Origin of the sequence: Mesorhizobium sp. B264B1B (genome assembly GCF_020165765.1) — a bacterium.
Classification (GTDB): Bacteria; Pseudomonadota; Alphaproteobacteria; order Rhizobiales; family Rhizobiaceae; genus Mesorhizobium.
In genome coordinates this window covers 228,593-240,222 of sequence record NZ_JAIUIS010000007.1, presented here as the reverse complement: position 1 = coordinate 240,222, position 11,630 = coordinate 228,593, and the positions used below count along the sequence as shown (strand labels likewise).

12 protein-coding genes are annotated in these 11,630 nt (G+C 63.9%); 7 read left to right on the top strand and 5 right to left on the bottom strand.

All coding sequences use genetic code 11. From position 1 onward, the window contains the following. Window positions 1-42: 42 nt before the first annotated feature. Complete coding sequence (locus LB547_RS16795; protein ID WP_140759078.1) at window positions 43-2,064, top strand: thioredoxin domain-containing protein; 2,022 nt, start codon at window positions 43-45, stop codon at window positions 2,062-2,064. A 184-nt stretch (window positions 2,065-2,248) separates the two neighbouring features. Here LB547_RS16795 and rho read toward each other — a convergent pair whose 3' ends face one another. From rho to hemE, 3 genes are all read right to left on the bottom strand, one after another. Further along, a complete protein-coding gene (gene rho, locus LB547_RS16790; protein ID WP_140491913.1) occupies window positions 2,249-3,514 on the bottom strand; it encodes a transcription termination factor Rho in 1,266 nt (421 codons plus the stop codon). Window positions 3,515-3,688: 174 nt separating this feature from the next. Continuing rightward, window positions 3,689-4,225, bottom strand: coding sequence for a protoporphyrinogen oxidase HemJ (gene hemJ, locus LB547_RS16785; protein WP_140491911.1), 537 nt, complete (start codon window positions 4,223-4,225; stop codon window positions 3,689-3,691). Then, window positions 4,225-5,256, bottom strand: a complete 1,032-nt coding sequence (gene hemE / locus LB547_RS16780) for a uroporphyrinogen decarboxylase (RefSeq protein WP_140759076.1) — start codon at window positions 5,254-5,256, stop codon at window positions 4,225-4,227. The genes hemJ and hemE overlap by 1 nt, the downstream gene beginning before the upstream one ends. Before the next feature lie 405 nt (window positions 5,257-5,661). Here hemE and LB547_RS16775 point away from each other — a divergent pair, with 405 nt between their 5' ends. From LB547_RS16775 to dnaQ, 5 genes are all read left to right on the top strand, one after another. Then, window positions 5,662-6,483: a pyruvate, water dikinase regulatory protein gene (locus LB547_RS16775; RefSeq protein ID WP_140491905.1), complete on the top strand. Its 822-nt coding sequence runs from the start codon at window positions 5,662-5,664 to the stop codon at window positions 6,481-6,483. A gap of 57 nt (window positions 6,484-6,540) precedes the next feature. Next, window positions 6,541-7,140 (top strand): Maf-like protein, encoded by a 600-nt coding sequence (locus tag LB547_RS16770; RefSeq protein ID WP_140670546.1) that lies wholly within the window; start codon window positions 6,541-6,543, stop codon window positions 7,138-7,140. Next, on the top strand, window positions 7,133-7,975 hold the full coding sequence (locus LB547_RS16765; RefSeq protein WP_140670545.1) for a shikimate dehydrogenase: 843 nt from the start codon (window positions 7,133-7,135) through the stop codon (window positions 7,973-7,975). The genes LB547_RS16770 and LB547_RS16765 overlap by 8 nt, the downstream gene beginning before the upstream one ends. Further along, complete coding sequence (gene coaE, locus LB547_RS16760) at window positions 7,972-8,553, top strand: dephospho-CoA kinase (protein WP_140670543.1); 582 nt, start codon at window positions 7,972-7,974, stop codon at window positions 8,551-8,553. The genes LB547_RS16765 and coaE overlap by 4 nt, the downstream gene beginning before the upstream one ends. Window positions 8,554-8,660: 107 nt before the next feature. Continuing rightward, a complete protein-coding gene (gene dnaQ / locus LB547_RS16755) occupies window positions 8,661-9,365 on the top strand; it encodes a DNA polymerase III subunit epsilon (protein ID WP_140670541.1) in 705 nt (234 codons plus the stop codon). Window positions 9,366-9,540: 175 nt separating this feature from the next. On the opposite strand, the gene secB is transcribed toward dnaQ, so the two are convergent. Then, window positions 9,541-10,038 (bottom strand): protein-export chaperone SecB, encoded by a 498-nt coding sequence (gene secB, locus LB547_RS16750; RefSeq protein ID WP_140491875.1) that lies wholly within the window; start codon window positions 10,036-10,038, stop codon window positions 9,541-9,543. A gap of 167 nt (window positions 10,039-10,205) precedes the next feature. Further along, entirely contained in the window at window positions 10,206-10,706 is a 501-nt protein-coding gene (locus LB547_RS16745) for an FxsA family protein (RefSeq protein WP_140625318.1), read from the bottom strand. A gap of 214 nt (window positions 10,707-10,920) precedes the next feature. Between LB547_RS16745 and LB547_RS16740 the strand changes: the two genes are divergently transcribed. After that, window positions 10,921-11,625 carry a Tim44/TimA family putative adaptor protein gene (locus tag LB547_RS16740; protein WP_140514105.1) on the top strand — a complete coding sequence of 235 codons (705 nt, stop codon included), beginning with the start codon at window positions 10,921-10,923 and terminating at the stop codon, window positions 11,623-11,625. The last annotated feature ends 5 nt before the right edge of the window (window positions 11,626-11,630 follow it).

Genomic DNA, 11,630 nt, shown 5'->3' with positions numbered 1-11,630 from the left:
CTAGCTTCACTATCCAACCCCTGTTTCGCCGGACCGCTCATCGTGACACTGCCTGCGCAAAATCTGCTTGCCGACGAAGCCAGCCCCTATTTGCAGCAGCACAGCGGCAATCCGGTGCATTGGCGGGCCTGGTCGCCAGCGTCGCTTGACGAGGCGAGGGCGCTGGATCGGCCGATCCTGCTGTCGATCGGCTATGCCGCCTGCCACTGGTGCCACGTCATGGCCCATGAAAGCTTCGAGAATGACGACGTCGCCGCCGTCATGAACCGTCTGTTCGTCAATATCAAGGTCGACCGCGAGGAGCGTCCCGACATCGACCAGATCTACATGGCGGCGCTGTCCTCGATGGGCGAGCAGGGCGGCTGGCCGCTGACCATGTTCCTGACGCCGGACGGCAAGCCGTTCTGGGGCGGCACCTATTTCCCGCGCGAGCCGCGCTATGGCCGCCCGGGCTTCATCCAGGTGATGGAGGCGATCGACAAGGCCTGGCGCGAGAAGAGGGCAAGCCTGAACCAGAGCGCCGACGGGCTGACTTCGCATGTCGAGACCCGGCTCGCCGGCGCGCATGCCCGCACCGCGCTCGACCGCGACACGCTTGCCGCGCTCGCCAGAGGCATAGACGGCATGATCGACAAGGATCTCGGCGGCCTGCGCGGCGCGCCGAAATTCCCCAATGCGCCATTCATGCAGACACTGTGGCTGTCGTGGCTGCGCGACGGCAATGCCGGTCACCGCGACGATGTCCTCCTGAGCCTCGAACGGATGCTGGCCGGCGGCATCTACGATCACGTCGGCGGCGGTCTCAGCCGCTATTCCACGGACGCGCAATGGCTGGTGCCGCATTTCGAAAAGATGCTCTACGACAACGCGCAGCTCATCCGTTTTTGCAACTGGGCCCATGCCGCGAGCGGGAAGTGTTTGTTCCGGGTCCGAATCGAGGAGACCATCGGCTGGCTGCTGCGTGAGATGCGCGTCGATGGCGGCGCCTTCGCCGCCAGTCTCGATGCCGACAGCGAGGGCGAGGAGGGCCTTTTCTACACCTGGAGCCGGGAAGAGATCGAGGCCGCGCTCGGCGACGATTCTCCGTTGTTTTTCAACCGCTTCATGCTCTCCAGCCCACCCGGTTGGGAAGGCAAGCCTGTCATCCACCAGACGCTGGCCCAGCAGGGGCAAGGCATTGCCGAGCAACCGCTTCTGGCCGCTCTCAAGGCAAGGCTGCTGGCGGTCCGGGAATGGCGCGTCAGGCCCGGCCGCGACGGCAAGGTCCTCGCCGACTGGAACGGCCAGATGATCTCGGCACTTGCCGAGGCCGGCCGCTCGCTGGCGCGGCAAGACTGGATCGACGCGGCCAAGACCGCATTCGACCAGATCGCCTCTTCCGCCGAGGGCGGACGGCTGCCGCATTCCATGCTCGGCGCCAAGAAACTGTTCCCGGCCCTGTCGAGCGACTATGCGTCGATGACCAATGCGGCGATCGCCCTGTTCGAAGCCACCGGCGACTGGAGCTACGCCGATCGGGCCCGGCAATTCGTCGAGCAGCTCGACCGCTGGCACGCCGATGCCGACGGCACCGGCTATTATCTCACGGCATCCGACAGCACCGACGTGCCGATCCGCATCAGGGGCGATGTCGACGAGGCTATTGCGTCGGCCACCGGTCAGGTCATCGAGGCGCTCGTCCGGCTCGCCGCGCTGACCAGCGATCTCGACCTGCAGGAGAAAGCGACGAAAGTCGCCGAACATGCCGCCGGCCGCGCGGCGCACCAGGCCTATGGCCAGGCCGGCATCGTCAACGCCTCGGCGCTCGCCATAGAGCCGCTAAAGCTGGTGCTTGTGGACGATTTGACAAATCCAACGCTCGTTCCGGTAGCGAATCGCAATCCCGATCCGCGCCGGGTGGATATTGTGGTGGCGCTCGGCACGCAGGCGAATCGACCGCTGTTGCCGGGCGGGATCCTGCCTCCCGCCGACAGGCCGGGCGCGTGGCTGTGCACGGGGCAGGTGTGTTTGCCGGCGGTGAGCGATCCGGATGAATTGGAAGGGCTATTGCGACGAAGACCATAGAGTTCGTCATCCTAGGGCGAAGCAGGAGCGAAGCTCCGTCGCAGAGACCCTAGGACCCATGCCGTGACTTTCGAACGCTGCAACAGGTGGAAGATCCAGTCCGCCGCGCTCTTTGGCAGAGGCCATGGCATGAATCCTCGGGTCGAGCCCGAGGATGACGAAGAAGTGGAGCTCGCTCTGCGAACTACGTATTCATCGAATCGAAGAAGTCCGCATTGGTCTTGGTCTGCTTCAGCTTGTCGATGAGGAACTCGATCGCGTCGGTTGTTCCCATCGGCGCCAGGATGCGGCGCAGCACGAAGATCTTCTGCAGGTCAGCGCGCGGCACCAGCAGGTCTTCCTTGCGGGTACCCGACTTCAGAATGTCCATGGCCGGGTAGATGCGCTTGTCGGCGACCTTGCGGTCGAGCTGGATTTCGCAGTTGCCGGTGCCCTTGAACTCTTCGAAGATGACTTCGTCCATGCGGCTGCCGGTGTCGATCAGCGCGGTGGCAATGATGGTCAGCGAACCGCCTTCCTCGATGTTGCGGGCGGCGCCGAAGAAACGCTTCGGCCGCTGCAGCGCATTGGCGTCGACGCCGCCGGTCAGCACCTTGCCGGAAGACGGCACCACGGTGTTGTAGGCGCGGCCGAGGCGGGTGATCGAATCGAGCAGGATGACGACGTCGCGGCCATGCTCGACCAGCCGCTTGGCTTTCTCGATGACCATCTCGGCGACCTGCACGTGGCGCACCGCCGGCTCGTCGAAGGTCGAGGAGATCACCTCGCCCTTCACCGAGCGCTGCATGTCTGTCACTTCCTCCGGCCGCTCGTCGATCAGAAGCACGATCAGGTAGCATTCCGGATGGTTGGCGGTAATCGAGTGGGCGATGTTCTGCATGAGAACCGTCTTACCGGTACGCGGCTGCGCGTTGATCAATGCGCGTTGGCCCTTGCCGATCGGCGCCACCAGGTCGATCACGCGCGGCGAGATATCCTTGGAGGTCGGGTTGTCGATCTCCATCTTCAGCCGCTTGGTCGGATAGAGCGGCGTCAGATTGTCGAAGTGGATCTTGTGGCGGATCTTTTCGGGATCGTCGAAATTGATCGTGTTGACCTTGAGCAGCGCGAAATAGCGCTCGCCCTCTTTCGGACTGCGGATCGGCCCCTCGACCGTATCGCCGGTCTTGAGCGAAAAGCGTCGGATCTGCGAGGGCGAAATATAGATGTCGTCGGGACCCGGCAGATAATTGGCGTTGGCCGAGCGCAGAAAACCGAAACCGTCCTGCAAGACTTCGACCACGCCGTCGCCGATGATCTCGATGTCCTGGGCGGCCAGCTTCTTGAGGATTGCGAACATCAGCTCCTGCTTGCGCATGACGCTGGCGTTCTCCACCTCGAGCGATTCGGCATAGGCGATCAGCTCTGGCGGTTTCTTGTTCTTGAACTCGGTGAGTTTCATTTCTTGCATTAGGATAGACTCTGGGTAGGCTTTTGGGAGGAAATCGGCGGGATGCGATAAATGCCGGGCGCGGCCAAAAGCAATGAAGGGCGGCGCATGACGGGAAGGAAGACCCGTCTTTTATCGTCGGCCGGCTGAAAGAGCAAGCCGCCTTTTAGCAGGTCGTGAGAGAGGTCCGAAGGTTCAGAACGGCTTGACGACGACCAGGATCACAATAGCGATCATCAGCAATGTGGGGATCTCGTTGACGATCCGCCAGTGCCTCGCGGGCTTTTCATTGCGGTCCTCGGCGAATTTTCGCACAGCGCCGGCCAGATAGCCGTGGATGCCCGACAGAACCAGCACCAGCGCGATCTTGCCGTGCAACCAGCCACCCTGGAAACCAAAACCTTTCCAGGCCAGCCACAGGCCGAACACCCAGGTGACGATCATCGCCGGGTTGATGATGCCGCGCAGAAGCCGGCGCTCCATCACCTTGAAAGTCTCCGACTGCACCGAACCCTTCTCGGCGTCGGCGTGATAGACCAGCAGCCGCGGCAGATAGAGCATGCCCGCCATCCACGAAATGACGGCAAGAACGTGGATCGCCTTGGCCCAGAGATAGAAGCCGTCTGGGGCCGCCAGAAACAGCAGCGCGGTGAGCACGACCAGGGCCGCGATGCCGATCACCATGCGCATCATCGCCTGGCCCGTGCTGTTGGTGTTGCTCATCCCGGCCATCAGCGTGTCGCGCTCCTCACCAGTTTCACCATGGCCTCGACATGCGCAATCGGCGTTTCCGGGGTAATGCCGTGGCCGAGATTGAAGATCAACGGTCCGCTTCCCAGGCTCTCCAGGATCGCGCTGACGCCGTCGGCCAGCGCCTTGCCGCCGGCGACCAGCCGCAGCGGATCGAGATTGCCCTGGACGGCGCCTTCCCGCTGCAACGCCTTCGCTGTCTCCAGCGACACCGTCCAGTCGATCCCCAGCCCCGTGACGCCGGTCTTCTCGCGATAGCTCCGGTAGCGCGCGCCGGCGCCTTTGGGAAAACCGATGATCGGCACATCAGGATGGACCGCCCGAACCTGCCTCACGATCTCGGCCACCGGCTCGACGCAGAACAGCTCGAAACAAGCATCGTCGAGCACGCCGGACCAGGAATCGAATATCTGCACCACATCGGCGCCGGCCTCGATCTGCCTGATGAGATAGGCGGCCGAATGATCGGTCAGCACCTTGAGCAGCCGACGAAACGCCGCCGGCTCGCGATAGGCGAACAGCCGCGCCGGCGCCTGGTCCGGCGTGCCGTGCCCGGCGATCATGTAGGTCGCCACCGTCCACGGCGCGCCGCAGAAGCCGATCAGGGTGGTTTCATCGGGCAGTTTCGCACGCAACCGGCGAACCGTCTCGTAGACCGGTTCGAGATTCACGTGAAACACCGTGCTGTCCAGGGCCGCGATTTCAGCCGCCGTGATCGGCGTCAGCAGCGGCCCTCGCCCCTCTTCGAAGCGTACGTCGCGGCCAAGCGCATGCGGAACGACAAGGATGTCGGAGAACAGGATCGAAGCGTCGAAGCCGAAGCGCTCGATTGGCTGCATGGTCACCTCGAAGGCAAGGTCGGGATCATAGCAGAGGTCGAGGAATGAACCTGCGCGTCGGCGCGTCTCGCGGTATTCCGGCAGATAGCGCCCGGCCTGGCGCATCATCCAGAGCGGCGGCGGAAACACCGTCCCACCCTTCAGCACGTCCAGCATGATCCGTCTTGCAGGCATAGAGCGCTCGCCTCTCCCGGCTTTCCCTTTAATCAAATATCTTATTTTAAAGAATCTTCTGATTCTAAGAGTCTGTTGGTTGTGGTGGTTGTCACCTGTCCCGCTTTGGCCGTCAAAACACCAGCAAGCATATTGTCGCGCATTTCCAATCGCCCCTTGCATGGTTCTGGGGACGAGCCGGAATCTTCCATTGGACTCAACACGCTAGAGCAGCGATCCTGCAGGTACGTCCTGTGGACGGACAAAAGGCAGAAATCTCCGTCCACGGACTTGTCCCCAGCCGCCCGACGAAGCCTACAGCGCATCGAATTGTGGACAAACCGGCATCTGATACAGTCGCTCCGGCCGGCGGGTTTTCCGAACCCTGCTTTATCCACATCCGCCCACAGCCCTAGGTAAAACCCTGTGAACAAACCCCAGAGCTTCTTCCACCTGCACCTGATCTCCGACGCCACCGGCGAAACGCTGCTCGCGGCCGGCCGTGCGGCTTCGGCGCAATACAAGGATGCGCGCGCCATCGAGCACATCTACCCGCTCATCCGAACCGAAAAACAGGTGGCCAAGGTGTTCGAGGACATCGAGGAGGAGCCGGGCATCATCCTCTACACCGTGGTCGACCAGAAGCTGGCGCGCGGCATCGACGAGCGCTGCGCCGCCATGGGCCTGCCCTGCGTCTCCGTGCTGGAGCCGGTGCTCACCGTCTTCCAGTCCTATCTGGGCACGCCGGCCGGCCGCCGCGTCGGCGCCCAGCACGTCCTCGATGCCGAATATTTCCGCCGCATCGACGCACTCAACTTCACCATGGAGCATGATGACGGCCAGTTGCCGGCCAATATGGACGATGCCGACATCGTGCTGGTCGGCATTTCGCGCACGTCCAAGACGCCGACCAGCATCTATCTCGCCAACAGGGGCATCAAGACCGCCAACATCCCGATCGTGCTCGGCGTGCCGGTGCCCGAAAGCCTGGTCAACGCCAGGACGCCGCTGATCGTCGGCCTTGTCGCCACCGCCGAACGCATCTCGCATGTCCGCCAGAACCGCATCCTCGGCAACAGCAGCGCCTATGTGCCAGGCGACTATGTCGACCGCGCCGCCATCAACGAGGAGCTCGCCTATGCCCGCCAGATCTGCACCCGCCATGGCTGGCCGATGATCGACGTCAGCCGTCGCTCGATCGAGGAAACGGCGGCGGCAATCGTTGCCCTGCGGGGGAAGACGCGGTAGGTGCAGGTGAGATAAGTGAGGGGTGCGCGACGGAACGCCAATCCTGGGTGAACCAGCATGACCGAAAAAATCATCCTCGCCTCCGGCAGTCCGTTCCGCAAGGCGATGCTGCTCGATGCCGGCATCGACGTCGAGGCGGTTGCGCCTGAGGTCGACGAGCGCGCGCTCGAGGCACCCCTGCAAGGCAGCGGCGCCTCGCCCGAGGATGTCGCGCTGGTGCTGGCCGAGGCCAAGGCCACCGAAGTAAGCGAGCGCAGGCCCGGCGCGTTGGTGCTCGGTTGCGACCAGACGCTGTCGCTGGGCGACGAGGTGTTCCACAAGCCGGCCGACATGGAAGGTGCGCGCCGCCATCTGCTGGCGCTGTCGGGAAGGACCCATCAGCTCAACAGCGCCGCGGTCCTGGTCCGCGACGGCGAGGTGCTGTGGCGCCATGTCGGCATCGCCAGCCTCACCATGCGCAAGCTCGATCCGGCCTTCATCGGCCGCCATCTGGCGCGCGTCGGCTCAAGAGCGCTGTCGAGCGTCGGCGCCTACCAGGTCGAAGGCGAAGGCATCCAGCTCTTCGAGAAGATCGAGGGCGATCACTTCACAATCGTCGGCCTGCCGCTGCTGCCGCTGCTGGCCGAACTGCGCACGCTGGGAGCGATCGATGGCTGAGGCGACCAAAAAGGCCCTCGTCACCGGTCACCCGATCAAGCATTCGCGCTCGCCGAAGATCCACGGCCACTGGCTGGCCAGATACGGCATCGACGGCAGCTACCAGGCGATCGATGTCGCGCCGCAGGATTTCGCCGAATTCCTGAGCACATTGCAAGCGAACGGCTATCTCGGCGGCAACGTCACCATCCCGCACAAGGAGGCGGCGTTCGCCTTGGTCGAGCGCCGTGATGAGGCAGCCCAGCAGATCGGCGCCGTCAACACGCTGTGGCTGGAGGGCGGCCAATTGTGGGGCGGCAACACCGACAGCCATGGCTTCGCCGCCAATCTCGACGATCATGCGCCGGGTTGGGCAATCAATGGCCCGGCGGTGGTGCTCGGCGCCGGCGGGGCCTCGCGCGCCGTCATCCACGCGCTGAAGCAGCGCGGCATGAGCGACATCCGCATCGTCAATCGCACGCTTGCCCGGGCGGTGGAATTGCGCGATCGGTTCGGCGCCGGTGTCTCGGCGCATGGCATGGCGGCGACCGGTGAACTGCTTGCCGATGCCGGCCTGCTCATCAACACCACGGCGCTCGGCATGCAAGGCAATGAGGGTCTGGCCGCCGACCCGGCCCTTTTGCCGGACCACGCGATCGTCACCGATATCGTCTATGTGCCGCTCGAGACGCCGCTGCTTGCGGCGGCAAGCGCGCGCAAGCTGAAGACGGTGGACGGCCTCGGCATGCTGCTCAACCAGGCGGTGCCGGGTTTCGAGCGCTGGTTCGGCGTCCGGCCCCAGGTCACACCCGAATTGCGCGCGCTCGTCGAAGCCGATCTGGCGCCAAAACCATGATCGTGCTCGGCCTCACCGGTTCGATCGGCATGGGCAAGTCGACCACCGCGAAAATGTTTGCCGAGGCCGGCATCCCGGTCCACGATTCCGACGAGACGGTGCATCGCCTCTATGCCGGCAAGGCAGCCCCCCTGGTCGAGGCCGCGTTTCCAGGAACCACCGGCGCCGGAGGCGTCGACCGGGCAAAGCTCGGCGCTCGGGTGCTTGGCGATGCGGCCGCGCTGAAAAGGCTGGAAGCGATCATCCATCCGCTGGTGCGCGCCGACGCCGACGCGTTCCTGGCGCGCAACCGCGCCGCCGGCGCGCCGCTTGCCGTCCTCGACATTCCGCTCCTGTTCGAAACCGGCGGCCGCGACCGCGTCGACAAGGTCGTCGTCGTCACCGCGCCGGCCGAAGTCCAGCGCCAGCGCGTGCTGGCGCGGCCCGGCATGAGCGAAGAGAAACTCGCCTCCATCCTGGCCAGCCAGGTGCCGGATGCGCAAAAGCGCCGCCAGGCCGACTTCGTCATCGATACCAGCCGGGGCCTGGATGCCGCGCGGGCTGAGGTCAAAGCTATCATCGCGGATTTGAGAGGTTAGATCGGCGCCTCTTTTCCGTCTCCCACAGGGGGAGAAGGAAAAAAGTCATTGCCCATTGCCATTTTGTTCCGCTCTCACGATTCTGCTCACCAGGAGCGACTGATTCGATGCGTGAGATCATTTTCGATACGGAAACCACCGGCCTCGACATGCGCGACGACCGCATCATCGAGCTTGGCGGCGTCGAGCTGGTCAACCGCTTTCCGACCGGCAAGACCTTCCACCACTACATCAACCCGCAGGGCCGCTCGATCCATGCCGAGGCGCAGGCCGTGCACGGCATCAGCATGGCGGACCTGCAAGGCAGGCCGTCCTTCGCCGAGATCGTCGAGGAGTGGATCGCCTTCACCGACGGCGCCAAGCTGGTCGCACACAATGCCACCTTCGACATCGGATTCCTCAATGTCGAGTTCGGCCGGCTCGGCCATCCGGCCGTCGACATCGGGCGCGTCGTCGACACGCTGGCGCTGGCGCGGCGCAGGCATCCGATGGGTCCCAATTCGCTCGACGCGCTCTGCCGGCGCTATGGCATCGACAATGCGCGGCGCACCAAGCACGGCGCCTTGCTGGATTCGGAGCTGTTGGCCGAAGTCTATATCGAGCTGATCGGCGGCAAGCAGACGGCTCTGATCCTGGACACCGTTTCAGTGCAGATGAACGGCGCGGGCGAAGTGGCAGACATCGATATCTCGGTCGGCGCACGGCCGATCGCCCTGCCCCCGCGGCTGAGCGAAGCCGAGCGCGCTGCGCATGCCGGCATGGTCGCCACGCTGGGTGAGAAGGCGCTGTGGCTGAAGGTGATGGGCGCCTAAGCGCGCCGTTCTCCTCGCCTTCGTCATCCTACGGCGGAGCAGGAGCGAAGCGACGTCGCGGAGACCCTAGGATGACGAGGTCGGGGGCTCTGCGGCCAAACCGGCCACACCAGCCTCTAAAACGAAAAACCCGGCGCGAGGCCGGGTCTTTCTGCAATATCCGTACGAGCCGGAATCAGCTCACCTGGACCTTCGACGCTGCCTGGTCCTCCGCCAGCTTCTGCTGGAACATCTGCGCGAAATCGATCGGGTCGAGCATCAGCGGCGGGAAGCCGCCATTGCGCGTCGCCTCGGCGATGATCTGCCGGGCGAACGGGAACAGCAGCCGCGGGCATTCGATGAACAGGATCGGCAGCATGTGTTCCTGCGGGAAGCCGCTGATGGCGAAAACGCCGCCATAGACCAGCTCGACATTGAACAGCACTTCCTGGTCGAAGGACGCCTTGGCGTTCAGCGTCAGGTTGACGTCGAACTGCTTGTCGGAGAGCGGATTGGCGTTGACGTTGACGTTGATGGCGATGCCGGGCGCCTTGTCGCGGCCGCGCAGCGAGTTCGGCGCGCCGGGGCTTTCGAAGGAAAGGTCCTTCACATACTGGGCAAGGACGTTGAGCGAGGGCTGCGCCGTATTGCCGTTTCCGTTGGCGCCGACCGGCGCGTCATCTTTGCTGGCCATGAGCCTTGTGTCCTTTTGCCTGGGCAGCATTGCTGACCGAATTGAAATCGGGCGTTCGCTACCATGGCCGGCATGACAAGACAAGGTTTGCCGCCTTGCGACCGGAGGGGATCCAGACTGCGTCGAGATTCAGGTCAGGCCGGCATCACCTGAACATCAATATAGCCTCAGTCGTCCTTCAGGCGGCGCCATGGCGAATTGTGGTCCGGCCCGCGCTTGAAATCGTCTTCGCGCGAATAATCGCCGTCGTCGAGGTCGATGACCTTGTCGCGCGGCCGGCCGCGGAAGCCGCCGGCCGAGAAATTCGTCGCCACCACGATGCGGCCCTTGAGCCTGCGCCAGGCAAGATCGCGCACCGGCGGCAGGAACAGGAGAATGCCGAAAATGTCCGATATGAAGCCCGGGATGATCAGCAGGATCGCGGCGAGCACGATCATGGCGCCGTGCGCGAGCTGGCGGCTCGGATCGCGGCCGGCCCCCATCTCGGTGCTGATGCGGCTCATGACGCCAAAACCCTGATGCCTGAGCAGCAGCGCCCCGGCGATGCTCGAGGCGAGCACCAGGCCGACCGTCGCCAGCGCGCCGATCTGGCGCCCGACTATGACGAAGCCGGCGATCTCCAGCAGCGGAAGCGCCAGAAGAAAAACGGGAAATAACGAAATGCGCAAGTCTTGCCGATCCTTCCGATCGTTCTGGCGTTGGTCTGTTTTGCCTGCCAGCGGGCCGCCGGCCGCTGGCGCCGAGGCTGTTAGATAGGTATGGCTGCCTTTGATTTGAATGATTGCGCCTTGCGTTCTATATGGTTTGCATGTTGAACGCTATGCGACCGCTGCCCTGTTGGCCGGGCGGTCCGGCCGAGGGCAGGATTGATTGGCGGAAGATATGGGTTTCTTCGACTTCGGCACGATTTTCTTTCTGATTGCGGCAGTTGTGATCTTTTTCCAGCTGCGCAATGTGCTGGGCCGTCGTACCGGCAGCGAACGGCCGCCTTTCGATCCCTATACCGCCGCCCGCACCGGCGACAAGGATGCGCAGAAATCCGAGAATGTCGTGTCGCTGCCGCGCAAGCGCCAGCCCGGCGAGCCGGCCGGCGAGGTCTATGCGGCCATCGACGCCTTTGCCAAGCCCGGAACCGACCTCAACAAGGGCCTGCGCACCATCAAGGACAACGATCCGTCCTTCGACCCGAAGGGTTTCGTCGACGGCGCCAAGATGGCTTACGAGATGATCGTCATGGCCTATGCCGACGGCGATCGCAAAACGCTCAAGAACCTTCTGTCGCGCGATGTCTATGACGGTTTCGTCGCCGCGATCGGCGAGCGCGAGGCGCGGTCGGAAAAGATCCAGTCTTCCTTCGTCGGCATCGACAAGGCCGACATCGTCTCGGCCGAGATGAAGGGCGGCGAGGCGCATGTCACGCTGCGCATCATCAGCGAGCTGATTTCGGCGACGCGCGACAAGGCCGGTGCGGTCATCGACGGCGACCCCGAAACCGTCGCCGAGGTCAAGGACGTCTGGACCTTCGCCCGCGACACGCGCTCGCGCGACCCGAACTGGAAGCTCGTCGCCACCGAAGAAGAAGATTGAATCCC

Excerpts from the sequence above, each read along its gene's own strand:
- dnaQ (WP_140670541.1), top strand. The coding sequence starts at position 8,661 with ATGCGTGAGATCATTTTCGATACGGAAACCACCGGCCTCGACATGCGC.
- secB (WP_140491875.1), bottom strand. The coding sequence starts at position 10,038 with ATGGCCAGCAAAGATGACGCGCCGGTCGGCGCCAACGGAAACGGCAAT.
- hemE (WP_140759076.1), bottom strand. The coding sequence starts at position 5,256 with ATGCCTGCAAGACGGATCATGCTGGACGTGCTGAAGGGTGGGACGGTG.
- coaE (WP_140670543.1), top strand. The coding sequence starts at position 7,972 with ATGATCGTGCTCGGCCTCACCGGTTCGATCGGCATGGGCAAGTCGACC.
- LB547_RS16740 (WP_140514105.1), top strand. The coding sequence starts at position 10,921 with ATGGGTTTCTTCGACTTCGGCACGATTTTCTTTCTGATTGCGGCAGTT.
- LB547_RS16765 (WP_140670545.1), top strand. The coding sequence starts at position 7,133 with ATGGCTGAGGCGACCAAAAAGGCCCTCGTCACCGGTCACCCGATCAAG.
- LB547_RS16770 (WP_140670546.1), top strand. The coding sequence starts at position 6,541 with ATGACCGAAAAAATCATCCTCGCCTCCGGCAGTCCGTTCCGCAAGGCG.
- rho (WP_140491913.1), bottom strand. The coding sequence starts at position 3,514 with ATGCAAGAAATGAAACTCACCGAGTTCAAGAACAAGAAACCGCCAGAG.
- hemJ (WP_140491911.1), bottom strand. The coding sequence starts at position 4,225 with ATGGCCGGGATGAGCAACACCAACAGCACGGGCCAGGCGATGATGCGC.